Genomic DNA, 17,660 nt, shown 5'->3' with positions numbered 1-17,660 from the left:
GCCTCCAGCCACCAGCAGGGACACCCCTCCCAGCCAGCATGCGCGACGGCGGCAGGTCCCGCCTTCGCTCGCGGCCGGGCGGGTCGGTTTGGGACACTGGAAGTGCAGCGACGGAGGAAGAAGACGAGGCGGATGACCTCCCAGGCGGTCACGGTGCCCGTCGGCGACGCCGACCTGGCGGGCGACCTGGAGCTGCCCGCCGCCGCGCGGGCGGTGGTGCTGTTCGCGCACGGCAGCGGCAGCTCCCGGCACAGCCCGCGCAACCGCGCGGTCGCAGCAGAGCTGCGCACCGCCGGTCTCGGCACCCTGCTGATGGACCTGCTCAGCGCGGACGAGGAGCGGCGGGACCGGGCGACCGGTGAGCACCGCTTCGACATCGCGCTGCTGGCCCGCAGGCTGGCGGCCGCGGTCGGCTGGCTCGCGGATCAGCCGGCGACCCGGGACCTCCCCGTGGTCCTGTTCGGCGCCAGCACCGGTGCGGCTGCGGCCCTGGTCGCCGCGGCGGAGCGCCCTGAGAAGGTGCTCACCGTGGTCTCCCGCGGGGGACGCCCCGACCTGGCGGGCGGCGAGGCGCTGCGGGCCGTACGCGCCCCGGTCCTGCTGATCGTCGGCGGGCGCGACGGCCACGTCCTGCGGCTGAACGAGGAGGCCGCCCGCAGCCTGGGCGGCCCGCACACCCTGCAGGTCGTCCCCGGCGCCACGCACCTGTTCGAGGAGCCGGGAGCGCTGGAGGAGGTCGCGGCATCGGCCCGGCGGTGGTGCGAGGAGCACCTGGGGTGACCGCGGACACGTCCCGGGGGGCAGAGAGGAGTGGCAGCCGCCATGCAGTTCCACGACCGGCAGCAGGCAGGGCGGCGGCTGGCGGAGCAGCTGGCCGTCCGGCAGGAGCGGGGCGCGCTCCCCGACCCCGTCGTCCTCGCCCTGCCCAGAGGCGGGGTCCCCGTGGCGCGGGAGGTGGCCAGGGAGCTGGCCGCCCCGCTCGACGTGCTCGTCGTCCGCAAGATCGGCGCACCCTTCCAGCCGGAGTTCGGCGTCGGCGCGATCACCGGGGACGGTGAGCCGCTGTTCGACGAGGCCGTCCTGGACCGGCTGGGCCTGAGCCGCGCCGACCTCGCGGCGACGGTCGCGCGGGAGCGTACGGAACTGCGGCGCCGCGAACAGCTCTACCGGCAGGGCAGGCCGCCCGCCGACCTGCGCGGGCACACCGCGGTCGTGGTGGACGACGGGCTCGCGACAGGCGTGACGGCCCGCGCCGCGGTGCGTGCGGTGCGGCGGCAGGCGCCGTCCGAGCGGGTCGTGCTGGCGGTGCCGGTCTGCTCGCCGCAGGCGTCGGCGCTGCTGCGCACCGAGGCGGACGACGTCGTGTGCCTGCACTGCCCGCCCGCCTTCACCGCGGTCGGCCTGTGGTACGACCGCTTCGACCAGCTCTCCGACCAGGACGTGCTGGACGCGCTGCACACCGGCGCCGGGCGGTGACCTGCCGATCGCGGAGGCGCGCTTCCCGCTGAGCTGAACTCCGACGGTGGCGGCGGCACTTGCCCGGTTCTGCCCTTGTGGCCCGACTGAGCGGCTCCTGATACTGGTGTGTCGTGCCGATGTGTCAGGTCCATGGCGTGTACGGGCACCGGTCCGTGGCGTCCACAGGGGCCAGTGCGGCACGGCGACGCGACCCGCCCACCCAGGAGGTCCTGTTGAGGATCGGACACCGCTTCACCGCCCGGGCCGCCGCCCGCCGCATCGGCCTCGCCGCGGTCGCGCTCGCCGCCGTCGCGGGCGGCCAGACCGCGGCCGCGGCCACACCTTCCGCCCAGGCCGCCCCCTCGGCTGCGGCCGCTTCTTCCGTCTCGGCCGCCACCGTACGGCCGCAGGTCTCCGCAGGCGACACGATCTACGCGGACAACGGCACCGCCTGCCGCACCGTGGTCAACGCCCGCAACGCGAGCGCCTACTTCATCATCATGCCCGGCCACTGCACCCTGGGGACCTCGGCCTGGTACGCGTCCCCCGCCCTCACCACCTACATCGGCCCCACCGTCGCCACGTCCTTCCCCGGCAACGACTACGGCCTGATCCGCTACGACAACCCGGCCGTCCCGCACCCCGGCGGCGGCTACACGCCCGGCAGCCCCTACGTCGGCGAGCGGGTCTGCCGTACGAGCCCGGTCAGCGGTGTGCACTGCGGCACGGTCACCGCACTCAACGCCACCGTCAACTACGGCGGCGGCCAGATCGTGACCGGCCTGATCGCCACCACCGTCTGCACCGAGCCCGGCGACACCGGCGGCCTGCTCGTCGCGGGCTCCACGGCCCTCGGCCTCTTCTCCGGTGGATCGGGCAACTGCACGTCGGGCGGCACCAGTTACTACCAGCCCCTCGCCGAGGTCCTGGCCGCCTACGGCCTGACCCTGTACTGAGCCCGTATCGGGCACGTACCGAGCCGCACCCGCGCGGCCGGTGACGTACACGCCGCCGACATCGCCGTACGCGTGCAACTAGGCCGTGTTTTGGAAGTAGCGCCGTCCGCCCACGGGGCAGGCGGGACTTCCAAAACACGGCCTAGGCCTGCGCGACGGCTGGTTGTAGAGTTTTCCAATCAGCGGGAATTCGTGCAGCCACCGGAGGCGGTCGATGGGGGAGCAGGGGCAGGGCAGTACGCAGCGGAGCTGGCACGGGGTGCACAAGGCGCTCGCCGACCCGTTGCGCATCCGGCTCCTCGAAGCGCTGTGGGAGGAGCCGCGGTCCGCACGCGAACTCGCCGACCGCACCGGCCTCCCCGCCGACCGGCTCTACTACCACCTGGGCCGGCTGGAAGCGGCAGGCCTGGTCGGGATCGCCGAATACCGCCCGCTCGCGCACGGCAAGGTCGAGCGCGTCTACGCCCCCGCCGTCACCGAACCCCCCGGCGACGCCGCGACCCCCGAGGAGATGGCCGACTTCCTCGGCTCGATGCTGGACGCCACCCGGGCCGACATCAGCGCCGCCTACCGCTCGCGGCAGGCCGGCGGCCGCCGGGAGGTCGACCTGCACCGCGGGGCGCTGCGGCTGACCGACGAGGCGCTCGCCGACCTCCGCGAGCACATCGCGGGCCTCGCCGAGCGCTTCGGGGACCGCGACGCTCCCGGCTCCTGGACGCGGGTGGTCGTCGCGCTCGTCGACCTGCAGGACCGCCCGCCTCCGCCCGACCCGCACACCCCGCCCGCCGCAGACCTGCCCGGAAGGCAGCCATGACGGACCACGAGGAGCACCTGGCGCCCATACGCGCCTCGGACGCGGAACGCGACGCCGTCGAGGCGCTGCTGCAGCACCACTACGCCGTCGGCCGGCTGACCCTGCCCGAGCTGGAGGAGCGCGTTGCCCTGGCCTACCGGGCGCGCAGCCGCGCCCAACTGGACGCCCTGGTACGGGACCTGCCCGCCGAGGCGGAGGCGACCCGGCAGGGCGGGGGCGTCGACTCCCGCCTGCTGGTCGTCCTGCTGTGCGTCGCGCCGCCCGCCGCGCTCGTCTACTGGCTGATCGCCCGCCGCCCGGCCCCCGGCAGGAGACCGAGCGGGGGCGCGGCCACCGGGCAGAGCTGAACCTGACGCCCGGAACTGGCGGTTGTCATTCCATGGAACTGGGCGACTACCTGCGGAATCCGCGGCCGGGTCGGCCCTCCGGGTGACTTTGACCAGGCGAACCGGCACGCTGCGGCAGCGCAGCAGAACGGCCTTGTATCCCTTGGGCGTCGGGTGAGCCGAGGGAAGGCCGGGAGAGATGGTCGCACGCAGGAGAGTCCTCATGGCCGGTGCCGCGGGAGGCGCCGCCATGCTGCCACTGGGCGCGGCGGAGGCGCAGGCGCGGGTGCCCGCGATGGGGGGCGGGACGGCCGCGGACACGGCCATCCCGACGACACCGCCGCTGGAGAAGTTCGTCGACCCGCTGCCCGTACCGCCGACGGCCGTCGCCGACACCTCGGCCTATCCGGGGGCGGACTACTACGACATCACCATGCGCCAGGGCTCGTGGTGCTTCCACCGCGACCTGGGACCGGCCACGGTGTGGGGCTACTGGGCGGCGAACCCGCACGACCGGCACCAGCCGATCGGCATGGGCTACCTCGGGCCGACCCTCGACGTGACGGTGGACCACCCCACGGTCGTCAAGTGGCGCAACGAACTGCCCACCGAGCACCTGTTCCCCGCGGTGATCGACGCCATCCGCAGCGGCAACCCGCAGCTGACTCCGACCCCGCCGCCGCCCTACCAGCCGGTGCAGCCCTTCCCCGCCGACGTCGACGTGTGGAACGTCGTCCACCAGCACGGCGGTTACACGCCACCGCAGTCCGACGGCATGCCGAAGCAGTCCTACAGCCCGCGCGGTGTGCACGCCGAGTCGTACTCCACCCTGGACCCCGAGCACGCCGCGCCCAACGAGGCGATCTACGCCTACACCAACCACGACGATTCCTGCCTTTTGTGGTATCACGACCACGCCATGGGGATGACCAGCGTCAACGTCTACGCGGGCCTCGCCGGGCTGTACGTCGTCCGCGACCCGGCGGACGAGCGGCTCGGGCTGCCGCAGGGCGAGTTCGAGGTCCCGCTGGTCATCCAGGACCGGACCTTTCGCGACGACGGCACCCTCGCGTACACGATGATGGATCGGCAGGGCGAGGACACCCCGGTCGTCAACGGCAAGGCCTACCCCTTCCTGGCCGTCGAGCCACGGCGCTACCGGCTGCGGGTGCTCAACGCCTCCAACGAGCGTTTCTGGCGGCTGCAGTTCGTCACCCCCGACGACGTCCTGCCGCAGCCCACGCTGCCGTTCTGGCTGATCGGCACCGACGGCGGCTTCCGCAAGCCGCTGCAGATGCTGAACTTCCTGATCAGCCCGGCAGAACGCTACGACCTGCTCGTCGACTTCAGCGCGATGCCGATGGGCACCAAGATCCAGCTGACCAACTACAACGCGCCCGTCCACTTCCCCGGCGGCGACGGCCCGGAGATCGGCGAGGTGATGGAGTTCCAGGTCACCAAACCGCTGTCGGGCGCGGACCGTTCGACACCACCGGACAAGCTGCGGCTGCCCGACGTCGTCCCGCCGGTCGAGGTCACACCGCAGACCAGGCGCCGGCAGTGGGTCGTCTACCAGCACCAGCTCTTCCACACCATGACCTTCAACGCGGTGCCCTTCGAGGAGCCCTCCCAGGACTTCGTCGAGAACGGTGCGAGCGAGGTGTGGGAGTACGTCAACCCCAACCACGACGCGCACCCCATGCACGTCCACCTCATCAACTTCCAGGTGCTGAACCGGCAGCCCATCGACGCGACCGCCTACCAGGCGCAGTACGAGAAGTGGATCGACGGCGGGCGCAGGCCGCAGGACCTGCCGGTGCTGGAGAACTACCTCACCGGGCCGCCCTACCCGCCGGACCCCGACGAGGCGGATTCCAACAAGGACACCGTGCGCGCCTACCCCGAGCAGGTCACCAGGATCGTGATCCCGGACTTCACCCCGCCGACGCAGCCGATCGCGTCGATCCCCGGCAGCGGCGCAGAACTCCCGGCGACCTACGTCCACCACTGCCACATCCTCGAACACGAGGACGACGACCTGATGCGCCCGTGGACGATCGTGCAGCCCAACGGGTGATCCGCCCTGCGGCCCGGCCGGGGCGCTACTTCCCGCCGGGGACCGACCTGGCCGTGTGCGCCGGTCCGGTCGGGGTCTTCTCGCCCGCCTCGACCGGCACCGGCAGCCGGTTGCCGGCCGGCGGCAGCGGGCAGGTCGCCAGGTCGGTGTAGGCGCAGGGCAGGTTGGAGGCGCGGTTGAAGTCGACCAGGATACGGCCCTCGGGGTCCGGCACGTCGATCGACAGCGAGCGGCCGGCGGCGTAGGTGGTCACCCCCGAGGTGGCGTCGGTGAACAGCACCAGCAGGCTGCCGGGGGCCTGGCCGTTGAAGGCGGTCAGCCGGTGGGTCGTGCCGTCGATCTCGATCTCGACCTCGCCCGGGGCGTCGTAGACGTGCTGGAGGCCCTCGACCGCGGCGCCCACCGTCGTCGGCCGGGGCTGCGGTGGTGTCTGCGTGTGCGGTCATGACGACTCCTCGGGTCCGGTGGGACGGGGGGTGGCGGCGGGATCTTCCAGCCGCCGGAAGCGGCTGCCGTGGAAGGCCAGCGGTGCCGCGGTGCGGTCGGCGGAACGCGAGGCGAGCTGGGCCGCGGCGCCGGTGGCGTCTACCTGGCCCACCGAGAAACGGGCCTCGGCGACCTCCTGCCGGCCGAGGCCGGGCTCTTCCTGGTGCCGGCCGCCGCGGCCGGCCGCAGGAAGAGCCGCCGCCTCGCGCCCGCGGCCTTGCGGCGGTCCGTGCTGCTCGAACTCACCGGCCTCACCGCCGTCGTCGTCCTCTGGGCACTGCTGGCCGGCACACCCCCGCCCGGCCGCTGAGAGCTGGCACCATGGCCGTATGTCGACCGACATCAGCGGCATGATCGAGTGCCGGCCGGGCGCCCGCCTGTGGGGTCCCGACGACGAGGACTCCGTCTGGGTCGCGGGAATCGACCTGTTCCTGCTGAACGGCGGGAACGCCTACGACGGCCTCGCCTGTCTCTTCGGCGTCCGCAACTCCTTCGGATTCCGCCCGCTGGCAGAAGGCCGCGGCTTTCCCGGCGACGCGTCGCAGGCCCTGCGCGCCGCGTACGCGCCCTCCGCGGAAGCGCCCGGCGACGTGTACGGCACCACGCACGTGACCTGGGCGGAACTCGCCGCCGCCGACTGGCAGGAGACCGACGCCTCCGGCGCGCGCACCCGGGCAGGGGCCGCGGGGGACGGCATCGACTGGGGACCCGTCTGGACCGTGATGCGCACGCTCGGTGCGCTTCACGGAGCGGACAACGTACGCCTCGTCGTCTGGTTCTTCTGACACGTTCTTCCGACCCCGCGCACCTCACCGTGCCCGCCTTTCCTGCTGATTCGCCGAACGCGCGTGCGCAGGATCCGTATGCTCCGGACATGAAACTCTTCCGGTCGCGCGGTCGGCACGATGCGCCGGCGGCGGCGGGGTCGCCGCTCGACCAACCCGTCGGCCTCTACAAGGCGGGCCGCTACGTCGCGGCGGAGTCCGCGGCACGCGCTGTCGCCGAGTCGCGCTCCACGTTGCGCGACGACCAGGTCGCGCTCGTTGCGTGGAGCCTGGTCGGGCTCGCGACGAGCGCGCAGGGGCGGCACGCGGAAGCCGTCGCCGTGTACGACAGGCTGCTGCCGGACTTCGGCAGGGTCTTCGGCGCGGAGGCCGTCCTCACCCTCAAACTGCGTTCGGACCGCGCCCAGGAGCTGGCCCGGCTGGGCCGGTACGCCGAGTGCGAGGCGGAGTGCGCGGCCGTCGCCCGGATCGCGGAGCGGGGCGGCTCGGAGGAGACGGGGTTCGCGGCCGCCGCCGCACGCAACGGCCTGGCCTTCGCGCTCACCGAGCAGGGCCGGCACGAGGAGGCCGAGGCGACCGCACGCGAGGCGCTGGCGGCGCTGGGCGCCCAGCAGGACAGGTTCACCGTCACCCTGCTCGCAGTCCTGGCCCGCAGCCTCAACGGCCAGGCCCGCCACGAGGAGGCGCTCGCCGCGGCGGAACGCGCCGACGCGCTGTGGCAGGCTCTGCCCGAGGGTGAGCGGCACGCCGAGTCCGGCGCCGCGGGCCTGGCCAGGGCCACGGCGCTCCTGGGCCTGGGCCGCACAGCCGAGGCGCGGACCCATGCGGCGGCGGCCCACCGGGCGCGGCTGGCCGCCCACGGCCCGGAACACCGCGGCACCGCCGACGCGCAGGCGCTGCTGGACCGCATCGGTTCCGCCTGAGTGCGGGCCGGCCGCCGGGCCCGCGAGTAGCAGCGCCCTGGGAATGGGTGTAACGAAGAAGTATGCGGTTCCCGTGGTCGGCGCCTGGCAAGGACACCGGCTGGTCCTGGCAGTCGAACCGGGGCCTGGTGGCGATCCCGATCGCCTTCATCGTGGTGATCACCGTCGCCGACGTGCTGGCACCGCAGGAGGTGCACCTGGGGCCGCTGCTGGTCGTCGCACCCGCGCTCACCGCGTCCTTCGGCAGTTCCCGGCTGACCGCGCTGATCGGCATCCTGGCCACCGCCGCGCTGTTCACGATAGCCGCGGTGCGCAACAGCATCACCACGTCCAACCACGAGAGCCAGCTCGCCTCGCTCATCGTGATCTCCGCCTTCACGGTCTTCTTCTGCCGGCTGCGCGAGCGGCACAGCGCCGAGCTGAGACAGGTGCGCTCGGTGGCCGAGGCCGCACAGCGGGTGGTGCTGCAGCCGCTGCCGCCCCGTATCGGCCCGCTGTCGGTCGCCTTCCGCTACGAGGCCGCCGCCGACCAGGCCCGTATCGGCGGCGACCTCTACGCGGCGGTACGCACCCGCCACGGGACGCGGCTGCTCATCGGGGACGTCCGCGGCAAGGGCCTGACGGCCGTGGACGACGCGGACCTGCTGCTCGGTGCCTTCCGCAGCGCCGCGCACCGGGAGCTGCCGCTGCGGGCGCTGCAGTCGGAACTGGAGGCGGTGGTCAGCTGGGGGCTCGCCCGCCCGAGCCGGCAGGGTCCGGACGCCGCGGAGTCCTTCATCACCGCGGCCCTGATCGACGTCCCCGACCGCGAGGCGCACATCAGCGTCCTCAACAGCGGCCACCCGGCGCCGCTGCGCCTGCACGACGGCCGGGTCAGCACACTCTCGCCGCGGCAGTACGCGCCCCCGATCGGCGTACTGCAGCCGCGGGTGTCCTGCGCGGAGCCCGACGTCTTCGCCTTCGAGCCCGGCGACACGCTGCTGCTCTACACCGACGGCGTCACCGAGGCCCGCGACGGCGACGGCCGCTTCTACCCGCTGGCCGACCGGCTGCCCCTGCTGGTCGACGGGGAGGTCCGCCCGGTCGACCTGCTCGGCGTGCTGCGCGAGGACCTGCTGCATTACACCGCGGGCTCCCTCGGCGACGACGCGGCGATGGTCGCGGTCCGCCACGACCTCCCGGGCGATTTCCCCGCGCCGGAGCCCGAGCGGGCGCCCGCCCGCTGCAAGGTCGCGGAGCACCGGCGGCCTCCCGCGTAGGGGTTACGACACAGGGCCGCCGAGACCCGCCAGGAGCTCCCGTACGCGGTCCGCGTCGGCCGTGCGGTGCTGGGCGGTGTAGAGGGCGCGGGCCTGCTCCCAGGCGGTGCGGGCCTCGGCGGGGCTGCGGCGGGCCAGGTGGGTCTCGGCGGTGCGGTGCAGGACGTCGGCCTCCAGGTGGCTGTGACCCTGGGCGCGGCAGATGGCCAGCGCCCGCCGGTAGTGGCCGAGCGCCGTGTCGTACTCGCCGAGGCGGTGGGCGATGTGGCCGAGGCTGTCCAGGGTGCTGGACTCGCCGAGCTGGCGGTGGTCGGCCGGGTGCTGGAGCAGCAGGGCCAGGGCGGCGGTGCAGTCGGCGCGGGCCGCCGTGTGGTCGCCGAGCCGGGTCCGCAGCCAGCCCACGGCGTTGAGGGCGCGGGCCTGCCGGTAGGTGTCGCCCAGGGCCTGGAAGACCGCGAGCGCCCGGCGGGCGTGCTCCAGGGCGCGGCGGTCGTCGCCGTGCCGTTCCCAGGCGCCGCCGAGGCTGTGGTGGATCTCGCCCTGACCTGCGGTGTCGCTGGTCAGCTCGGCCAGTTCCAGGGCCTGGGCCAGGTGCCGCAGGGCGTCGGCGGTGCCGCCGAGCTGGGCGTGGGCGTCGCCGAGCATCTGGTGGGCCTGGGCGCGTGGCGCCGGGTCGCCCAGCCGCCCGGCCGCGGTCACCGCCAGCTGCCAGGCCGCGGCGGCGTCGGCGAGGTGGCCGCGGCGGCGGTGGTAGGGGTCGAGCGCCCGGGCCAGGCGGCAGACCTGTGCGTCCCAGCCGTGGCCGGCGGCCGCCTGCTGCGCGGCCAGTAAATTGGTGTGCTCGGCGTCGAACCAGTCCATCGCGGCTGCCGCGTCCGGCAGCGGAAAGGGCGGGCTCCCCGGCTCGTACCCGCCGGGCAGCGGCGCCGGGTCGTGCGGGGCGAGGACGCGGGCGCCCGCGCAGGCGGTGTCGGTGTAGTGGCCGATCGCCCGGCGCAGCGCCGCGTCCCGCTCCGCGGGGGTGTGCCGGTCGCGGGCCTGCTCCGCCGCGTGCAGGCGGAGCAGGTCGTGCATGCGGTAGCGGCCTGCCGCGTCGCGCCGGACGAGGTGGGCGTGGTCCAGCTCGCGCAGCAGGGCGCGGGCCGCCGGGTCCGGCAGGCCGAGCAGTGCCGCGGCTGCCGCGGGGGCGATGTCAGGTCCCGGCGCGATGCCCAGCAGCGCCAGTGCGCGGGCGGCGCCGGGGGACAGGGCGCGGCTGGACCAGGACAGGACGGCCCGCAGGTCGGCCTGCGGTTCCCCGGCGTCCAGCGCGTCGAGCGGGTTGCCGGCCAGCTCGGCGGCCAGCGCCCGCAGCGACAGGTCGGGGTGGGTGGCGGCGCAGGCCGCGACGATGCCGAGCGCCAGCGGCAGCCCCGCGCAGCAGCCCAGCAGGGCCGCCGCCGCGGCCGGCTCCCGCTCCAGCCGGGTGCGGCCCAGGTGCCGGGCGAGCAGCCCTGCCGCCTCCTCGCCCGGCAGCACGTCGAGGGCGACGGGGCGGGCGCCGTGCGCGGCGACCAGGCCGGTGAGCCGGCGGCGGCCGGTGACCAGCACCCGGCAGGCCGCGCCGCCCGGCAGCAGCGGCGCGACCTGTGCGGTGTCGCGCGCGTTGTCCAGCACGAGCAGCATCCGCCGGCCCGCGGTGAGGCTGCGGAAGAGCGCGGTCGCGGCCTGCTGCCCGACCGGGATCGCCGCGGGCTCCACGCCCAGGGCGTCGAGGAAGCCGTGCAGCACCGCGGCCGGCTCGGCGGGGCGGCCCGAGGGGTCGAAGCCGCGCAGGTCCGCGTACAGCTGGCCGTCCGGGAAGCGGTCCTGGCCCGCGTGCGCCCAGTGCAGGGCCAGCCAGGTCTTGCCGATCCCGCCCATCCCGCTCACCGTGCAGATGCCGGGTGCGCCGGGAGTCTGCGGTGCGACGTCCAAGGCGGCGTCCAGGTCGGCAAGTTCGCGGGCGCGACCGGTGAAGGTCCCCGGCGGGGCGGGCAGTTGGCGCGGCACGGGCCGGGGCGGCACGGTCCGGGGAGGCGGGGGGATCGCGACAGGGCCGGCCTTGCGGCGCCTGGCCTTGCGGGCGGCCTCCTCGATACGGTCCCGTGCGGTGGCCAGCGCGCGCTGCTCGGCCGGGGTGGCGCTCAGCACCTTGAGCAGCGCGTCGAAGCGGTCGGTCGGCGGCAGGGTGCGGGCGGTGAAGTACTCGGCGATCGCCGTCTGGGACCAGCCGGTCCTCAGGGCGAGTTCGCGGTAGGTCAGGGTGCTGTCCCTGCGGCTGCGCGCGTGCCGGCGGCGCAGGTCCCGTAACAGCGCGGCCAGTTCCTCCAGGGTGCGCGCACCGGCCGCGGCCGAGGCGGGCGAGCCGGTCGGCTCGGGTAAGGGCTCCTGCACGCCATGCGCCATCACCGCACCGCTCTCCGTCGACTGCGAAGTGAGCACGAATCGAACACTGATGGCGTGACCGCAGCATAACAGCCGCCTGCGCAGCGGCAGTCGGCCTTCGCCGCTCTTCGGCGGAATTCGGCGGCGTTCGGAATCCGCGCCCGCCGCGGCGGGCGGCACCCACCATGGGGCGCACGCCCGCACGTTCGGCGTCCGCGTCCCCCCATGCCCTGTGCCGTGCACGCCTGAAAGGACACCGGTGTACCCATGACCACACGTCGTTCGCGCAGGAGGCCGGCCGCCGTGCTCGCGGCGGCCGGCGCCGCCCTGCTCCTGGCGGCGGCCGTGCCGCAGACCGCATCGGCCGCCACCACGCGCACCCTCCAGCTGGCGCTGACCTGCTCCACCGGCCTGCCCTACGGCCTGAGCGTCGACAACGGCTCCGGCTGGTACTACCCCGACGGGTCGAGCTACGCCTCGGGCCTCGTCAAGTACTTCACCGTCTTCATCCCCTCGGACGCCACCGCGCTGGCGATCAACACCGGCTTCTGCGACAACCAGCCGCAGACCCCGATGTGGGAGGGGTACCGCTACGCGATCACTCCCGGCACCTCCACCATCACCGCGAACGGCAACTGCCAGGACATGTACGTCTACCCCGGCCCCTACGTCCGCTACTGCTCGCTCAGCGGGGTGACCTACAGCTGACCCGGCGCCGCTGCGGCCGGCTCCGACGGTTCCCGCACAGGGAGGTCCGCGGGCCGGCTCAGCGGGCCGCGGCGCAGCAGCGAGCCGCACACGAGGGCGCCGGCCACGTAGATCCCGGCGCACCACCAGAAGACCGTCACATAGCTGTGGATCGCCGCGGCCTGCAGCAGCTGCGGGGTCGGCCGCCCGTGCAGGTGGTCCGCGGCGTAGTGCGTCGAGGCGCTGGCCGCGATGGTGTTGAGCAGCGCGGTGCCGATCGAACCGCCCAGCTGCTGCCCGGTGTTGATGCTCGCCGAGGCCACTCCCGCGTCCTGCGGCGCCACACCGAACGTACCCGTCGCGGCGACCATGCCGAAGATCAGGCCGTTGCCCGTACCGCTGACCATCAGCGGACCCAGCAGCGCGGAGGCGTACCCCGAGTGCGCGCCGATCCGGGTGAGCCACAGCATGGCCGCGGCATTGAGCAGCATGCCCGCGACGACCATCGGCTTGGGGCCGAAGCGCGGCAGCAGCCGGGTGTTGCCGATCGTGGCGCCGGCCCCGGCGAGGACCACGGTCGGCAGCATGGCCACACCGGAGCGCACCGCCGAATACCCCAGGGTCACCTGCATGTAGTAGATGAGGAAGAGGAAGAGCCCGAAGGTCGCGGCGCCGAAGACCAGGACGGTCAGGTAGGCGCCGCCGCGGTTGCGGTCCAGGACCACGCGCGGCGGCAGCAGCGGGTGCGCGGCACGCGACTGCCAGGCCGCGAACACCGTCAGCAGCGCGACGCCCGCGATCAGGAAGCTCCACGTCGAGGGCGTGTGCCAGCTGTGCGAGGCGGCGTTGGCGAAGCCGTAGACCAGGCAGAACATGCCGCCGGAGACGGTCACTACGCCCGGCACGTCCAGCCGGCCGGCCGGTGCCTTCTGCTGCCTGCCGATCAGCAGGACGCCGCCGGCGATGGCGACCGCGGCGAAGCCGGTGTTGATGTACATGCACCACCGCCAGGACAGGTACGTGGTCAGCGCCCCGCCGACCAGCAGCCCCAGGCCGCCGCCCGCGGCGGCGACGGCGCCGAAGACACCGAAGGCCTTGGCCCGCTCCTTGGGGTCCTTGAAGGTCGTGGCCAGCAGCGACAGGGCGGACGGCGCCAGCAGCGCGCCGAAGACGCCCTGGCAGGCGCGGGCCGCCACCAGCATCGAGAAGCTGGTCGCGGCGCCGCCGACGGCCGAGGCGGCGGCGAAGCCGGCGAGCCCGGTCAGGAAGGTGACCTTGCGGCCCACCAGGTCGCCCAGCCGGCCGCAGAAGAGCAGCAGGCCGCCGAAGGACAGGGCGTACGCGGTCACCACCCACTGCCGGTCGGCGGTCGAGAAGCCGAGCGCGCGCTGCGCCGACGGCAGCGCGAGGTTCATCACGGTCAGGTCGAGGACGACCATGAGCTGGGCGGCGGCGATGACGGCGAGAACCAGCCACCGCCTCGGATCCTGGTCCGCCGCTCCTGCCGGCTTGGGGCCGGTCCCGGCCGCGGGGGCCGCACTGTGCGCTGCCACGATCATCTCCTTGTCACACACGGAACGCCGAACGGTTCGAGCCGCCGGGGGACGCCCGCCGCACGGCGGTGGCGCCGCGTCCCGGCGAAAAGGTGATGCGGCGCCGCGGCACGCTGTGACACGTCGGACATGTGACCTGGGCCACCGGCGGGAGGTGTCACAAAGCGGTGGCGGCCGGCGTCTGGTGCGTGTGGGATGCGCGGAGCGGACGGCAGGGAGCCAGGCATGAGCGACAGCAGCACACCGACCACGGACGCGGCGGAACTGCCCGGCAGCGCCGACCGATCGGCAGGCCGTGCGGGTGACCGACGCCTGGACGGCCTGGAGTCGGTGGACGTGGCCACCGCGGAGTTCGTCGCCCACCGCAACCTGCTGTTCACCGTCGCCTACGAGATCCTCGGCTCCGCAACCGACGCCGAGGACGTCCTGCAGGAGACCTGGCTGCGCTGGGTGGGCGTCGACCCCGACACCGTGCACGCCAAACGCGCCTACCTGGTGCGGATCGTCACCCGCCAGGCGCTGACCCGGCTGCGCGCCCTCGACCGGCGCAAGGAGTCCTACGTCGGCCCGTGGCTGCCGGAGCCGCTGCTGACCTCGCCCGACGTGGCCGAGGACGTCGAGTTCGCCGAGAGCGTCTCGATGGCGATGCTGGTGGTGCTGGAGACGCTGGCGCCGACCGAGCGTGCGGTGTTCGTGCTGCGCGAGGTCTTCGACGTCGAGTACGGCGAGATAGCCGCCGCCGTCGACAAGACCCCGGCCACCGTGCGGCAGATCGCCCACCGCGCCCGCGCGCACGTCGCCGCCCGCCGCCCGCGCGGCACCGTCTCGCCGGCCGAGACCGACGCCGCGCTCCAGGCCTTCCTGGGGGCGGTGCGCACCGGCGACGTGCAGCGCCTGCTGGACATCCTCGCGCCGGACGTCGTCGCCTTCAGCGACGGCGGCGGCGTCAAACAGGCCATGCTGCGGCCCGTCGAGGGCGCGGAGAAGGTGGCAAGGCTGCTGTCCGGGCTGTGGGGCAAGCGCGGCTTCGAGGTCACCATCGAGCCGATGCAGGTCAACGCGGGCCCCGGGCTGCTCGTCCGGATCGACGGCGGACTCGACAGCGTGCTCGCGGTGCGCTTCGACAACGGCCGCGTCTCCGGCCTGTACAACGTCCGCAACCCCGAGAAGCTGTCGCGTGTCGAGCAGGAGACCCCGGTCAGCCGCTGACGCGGCAGGTGCAGGAGCGGGCATCATCGCTGCCATGGGCGATGAGGGAACCGGGCGTACGCACGGCATGCACGTGGTCCACGACGGCTCGCCGCAGGCGCCGCCGCTGCTGCTCATCCACGGCTCGGGGGCGTCGGGCGGCTTCTGGAACCCGGTGGTCCCGGCACTCGCCGCCCGCCACCACGTGATCCGGGTCGACCTCCCCGGCTGCGGCCGTTCGCAGCCGGCCGCCTCCTACGACGTGCGCTCGCAGGCGGGCCGGGTGGCGGAGCTGCTCGACGGCCTCGGGGTGCGCGCGGCCGCGGTCGCCGGGCACTCCAGCGGCGGCTACGTCGCCACCGCCGTCGCCGAGGCGCGCCCCGACCTGGTGGGCTCGCTCGCCCTGGTCAGCACGGGGCCGAGCCCCGAGGCCTTCCGCCGCCAGCCGCCGGTCCTGCGCGCGCTGACGGCCCCGCCCTTCGGCCGGCTCCTGTGGGCGGTGCGTTCCGACGCGGCGATCCGCCGGTGGATCGCCGCGATGTCCGTACGCCCCGTGCAGGTGCCCGACGACGTGGTCGGCGAACTGGAGGGCACCACCTACCGCGCGCTCACGGCGGTGCTGCGCGGCAACACCGCCTACATCAGCGAGAGTTCCGTGCCGCGGCGGCTCGCGGGCCTGGGGATTCCGCTGCTGGTCGTCTTCGGCGGCGCCGACCCCCGCTGGGAGCCGGCCTCGGCGCACACGTACGCCGCGGTGCCCGGCGCCCGGGTCGCGGTGCTGCCGGGCGTCGGGCACCTGCCGATGGCCGAGGCGCCCGACGCGACCGCGCAGCTGCTGCTGGAGTTCACCGCGCGGCGGTGACGGGGGCCGCCGTCAGGAGCGGCCCCGCCACCGGGCTGGGCGGCTAGGCCGTGTTTTGGAAGTCCCGCCTGCCCCGCGGCGTCTGGCACGCACGCTCGCTGCGTTGTCGGAGTCGTCCGAGTAGGCCCACTACGAGGACGACCCTCCGCCTTGCGATCGCACGCACCGGACGCTGCGGGGCCCGCCCTGTGGGCGGACGGCGCTACTTTCAAAACACGGCCTAGCCGGCGTAGGTCTCGAACTCGGCGACCTTCGGGGTGCCGGACGAGCTGGTGATCTCGAAGGTGACCTTCTTCAGCGAGGTCTGCGGGAAGCTGATGGTGCCGCCCGCCCCGCTGCCCGAGGTCAGCACGGCCCCGGTGTCGGCGTCGATCACCCGCCAGGCGCCGATGCTGCCCGCCGAACCGGACGCCTCGCGGATCACGATCTTCGAAATGCTGGTGGCCGAGCCCCACTTGATCGAGATGGAGCCGGTGGAGCCGGCCGGCGACCAGTAGGTGCCCAGGTCGCCGTCCCGCACGTTGCCGTAGCTGGTGCCGCTCGCCTTGCTCGAACCGTCCGAGCCGGCGCCGAGGCTGAGGTTCGTGCCGCCGGGCTGGCCGGTCGGCGACTGGGTGGGCGACTGGGTCGGGGACTGGGTCGGGCTCTGCGTCGGCGACTGCGTCTGGCAGCTGCCGTTCGACACCTGCAGGCCCTTGTTGGCGCCCGCCGTCTGCGTCACGATGCTCGGCACGCAGCCGGCCGCGTCCAGGGCGTAGGAGTACGGGATGCTGACCGTCGTGTTGGACTGCGGGTCGGGGCCTGCCGGGTGGTTCTCGGTGCCGTCGGCGGTCCACGTCACGTTGTCGTAGACGTTGCCCGCGACCTGCCAGTAGCCGGTCAGGTCGGTGTAGAAGGTGCCGAGGACGTCCTTGGAGTCCTTGAAGTAGTTGTTCTCCACCTTCACGTGCGCGCCCGCCCGGGAGTTGATGCCGGACTTGGTCAGGCCCACGAAGTAGTTGTCGTAGGTGTGGGCGGTGCCGCCGCGCAGCAGCGGGGTGCGCGAGTCGATGTTCTCGTAGAGGTTGTGGTGGTACGTCACGAAGCTGCTGTCCAGGTCGCTGTCGCTGGACCCGACCAGGCCGCCGCGGCCGGAGTTGCGCAGGGTGCTGTAGGACAGCGTCACGTACTGGGTGTTGTTCTTCAGGTCGATGAGGCTGTCGTAGCCCTCGTCCTCGCCGCCTGACGCCAGCAGGCTGACGTGGTCGACCCAGACGTTGTGGACGTTGCTCTCCATGCCGATGGCGTCGCCGCCGTTGGAGGTGGGGGAGCCGGACTTCTTGACGTTCTGGACGGTCACGTTCTGGATGATGATGTTGCTGGACTCGCGGACGTGGATGCCGATCTGGTCGAAGACGGCGCCGCTGCCGACGCCGACGATCGTGACGTTGCTGATCTGCTTCAGCTCGATCACGCCGTCCGCGGTGTTGCAGCTGCTGCCGGACACCTTGCTGGTGTTGCCGACGGTGATGGTCCCCTCGACCTGGATGGTGATCGGGGTGCTGCTGGTGGCGCGTCCGCACAGGGCCGCGTGGATCGCGGTGCCCGTCGTGGCCCGCACGGTCTGGCCGCCGGCGCCGCCGGTGGTCCCGCCGTTCTGGCTCGCGTAGCCGGTCGCGCCGGCGGTGGCCGCGGACGCGCCGGGCATCAACAGGACTGCCGCTGTCGCGGCTGACAGGGCCGTCGTGGCCAGTGCCGCGGAGAGTCGCAGCGCGACTGGTCGCCTCATCCTGGTCTCCTCTGGGCTTTCTTCGTGGGGGGTGTGGGGGCCGGGTGCTGTCGGCCCGTTAAGAAAGCGCTTTCTGGGCCGTGAGCTTAAAGTCCCCTTAGGATGTTGGCAA

At 73.8% G+C, this 17,660-nt stretch carries 16 protein-coding genes and 1 pseudogene; 13 read left to right on the top strand and 4 right to left on the bottom strand.

What is annotated here, in order from left to right; genetic code table 11:
- The first annotated feature begins 132 nt into the window (after positions 1 to 132).
- From JT723_RS29045 to JT723_RS29020, 6 genes are all read left to right on the top strand, one after another.
- The gene (locus JT723_RS29045; protein WP_205047800.1) at positions 133 to 780 is read left to right on the top strand and encodes a dienelactone hydrolase family protein; all 648 of its coding nucleotides are present in this window, start codon (positions 133 to 135) and stop codon (positions 778 to 780) included.
- 42 nt (positions 781 to 822) lie between these two features.
- Complete coding sequence (locus JT723_RS29040) at positions 823 to 1,476, top strand: phosphoribosyltransferase (protein ID WP_205047799.1); 654 nt, start codon at positions 823 to 825, stop codon at positions 1,474 to 1,476.
- 215 nt (positions 1,477 to 1,691) lie between these two features.
- Positions 1,692 to 2,414, top strand: coding sequence for a S1 family peptidase (locus JT723_RS29035; RefSeq protein WP_205047798.1), 723 nt, complete (start codon positions 1,692 to 1,694; stop codon positions 2,412 to 2,414).
- Between the two features lie 214 nt (positions 2,415 to 2,628).
- Entirely contained in the window at positions 2,629 to 3,228 is a 600-nt protein-coding gene (locus JT723_RS29030) for a winged helix-turn-helix domain-containing protein (RefSeq protein WP_205047797.1), read from the top strand.
- Complete coding sequence (locus JT723_RS29025) at positions 3,225 to 3,575, top strand: DUF1707 SHOCT-like domain-containing protein (RefSeq protein WP_205047796.1); 351 nt, start codon at positions 3,225 to 3,227, stop codon at positions 3,573 to 3,575. Before JT723_RS29030 ends, JT723_RS29025 begins: the two co-directional genes overlap by 4 nt.
- A 202-nt stretch (positions 3,576 to 3,777) precedes the next feature.
- Positions 3,778 to 5,631, top strand: a complete 1,854-nt coding sequence (locus JT723_RS29020; protein WP_205047795.1) for a multicopper oxidase family protein — start codon at positions 3,778 to 3,780, stop codon at positions 5,629 to 5,631.
- A 25-nt stretch (positions 5,632 to 5,656) separates the two neighbouring features.
- On the opposite strand, the pseudogene JT723_RS29015 reads toward JT723_RS29020, so the two are convergent.
- Positions 5,657 to 6,052: pseudogene (locus JT723_RS29015) on the bottom strand (DUF1684 domain-containing protein); the annotation flags it as partial.
- A gap of 93 nt (positions 6,053 to 6,145) precedes the next feature.
- Here JT723_RS29015 and JT723_RS29010 point away from each other — a divergent pair.
- From JT723_RS29010 to JT723_RS28995, 4 genes are all read left to right on the top strand, one after another.
- A complete protein-coding gene (locus tag JT723_RS29010; protein WP_205047793.1) occupies positions 6,146 to 6,427 on the top strand; it encodes a hypothetical protein in 282 nt (93 codons plus the stop codon).
- 19 nt (positions 6,428 to 6,446) lie between these two features.
- Positions 6,447 to 6,902: a hypothetical protein gene (locus JT723_RS29005; protein ID WP_205047792.1), complete on the top strand. Its 456-nt coding sequence runs from the start codon at positions 6,447 to 6,449 to the stop codon at positions 6,900 to 6,902.
- 89 nt (positions 6,903 to 6,991) lie between these two features.
- Positions 6,992 to 7,825, top strand: coding sequence for a tetratricopeptide repeat protein (locus JT723_RS29000; RefSeq protein WP_205047791.1), 834 nt, complete (start codon positions 6,992 to 6,994; stop codon positions 7,823 to 7,825).
- 62 nt (positions 7,826 to 7,887) lie between these two features.
- Complete coding sequence (locus tag JT723_RS28995) at positions 7,888 to 9,084, top strand: PP2C family protein-serine/threonine phosphatase (RefSeq protein ID WP_205047790.1); 1,197 nt, start codon at positions 7,888 to 7,890, stop codon at positions 9,082 to 9,084.
- Between the two features lie 3 nt (positions 9,085 to 9,087).
- Here JT723_RS28995 and JT723_RS28990 read toward each other — a convergent pair whose 3' ends face one another.
- Entirely contained in the window at positions 9,088 to 11,547 is a 2,460-nt protein-coding gene (locus tag JT723_RS28990; RefSeq protein ID WP_205047789.1) for an ATP-binding protein, read from the bottom strand.
- A gap of 210 nt (positions 11,548 to 11,757) precedes the next feature.
- Here JT723_RS28990 and JT723_RS28985 point away from each other — a divergent pair, with 210 nt between their 5' ends.
- Positions 11,758 to 12,198 (top strand): hypothetical protein, encoded by a 441-nt coding sequence (locus JT723_RS28985; protein ID WP_205047788.1) that lies wholly within the window; start codon positions 11,758 to 11,760, stop codon positions 12,196 to 12,198.
- Here the strand turns inward: JT723_RS28985 and JT723_RS28980 are convergent.
- Positions 12,189 to 13,736: an MFS transporter gene (locus JT723_RS28980; RefSeq protein ID WP_265749827.1), complete on the bottom strand. Its 1,548-nt coding sequence runs from the start codon at positions 13,734 to 13,736 to the stop codon at positions 12,189 to 12,191. The genes JT723_RS28985 and JT723_RS28980 overlap by 10 nt on opposite strands.
- 219 nt (positions 13,737 to 13,955) lie before the next feature.
- Between JT723_RS28980 and JT723_RS28975 the strand changes: the two genes are divergently transcribed.
- Together JT723_RS28975 and JT723_RS28970 are read left to right on the top strand one after the other, a co-directional pair.
- Positions 13,956 to 14,939, top strand: a complete 984-nt coding sequence (locus JT723_RS28975) for an RNA polymerase sigma-70 factor (RefSeq protein WP_205047787.1) — start codon at positions 13,956 to 13,958, stop codon at positions 14,937 to 14,939.
- 34 nt (positions 14,940 to 14,973) lie between these two features.
- Complete coding sequence (locus JT723_RS28970; RefSeq protein WP_240166343.1) at positions 14,974 to 15,780, top strand: alpha/beta fold hydrolase; 807 nt, start codon at positions 14,974 to 14,976, stop codon at positions 15,778 to 15,780.
- A gap of 220 nt (positions 15,781 to 16,000) precedes the next feature.
- Here the strand turns inward: JT723_RS28970 and JT723_RS28965 are convergent, their stop codons facing one another.
- Positions 16,001 to 17,548, bottom strand: coding sequence for a pectate lyase family protein (locus tag JT723_RS28965; RefSeq protein ID WP_205047786.1), 1,548 nt, complete (start codon positions 17,546 to 17,548; stop codon positions 16,001 to 16,003).
- Between the last annotated feature and the right edge of the window lie 112 nt (positions 17,549 to 17,660).

Origin of the sequence: Actinacidiphila bryophytorum, from assembly GCF_016916835.1 — a bacterium.
In the GTDB taxonomy this organism is placed as follows: Bacteria; Actinomycetota; Actinomycetes; order Streptomycetales; family Streptomycetaceae; genus Actinacidiphila; species Actinacidiphila bryophytorum.
The sequence above is the reverse complement of the archived record's forward strand: the minus strand, read 5'-3'. Positions and strand labels throughout refer to the sequence as shown.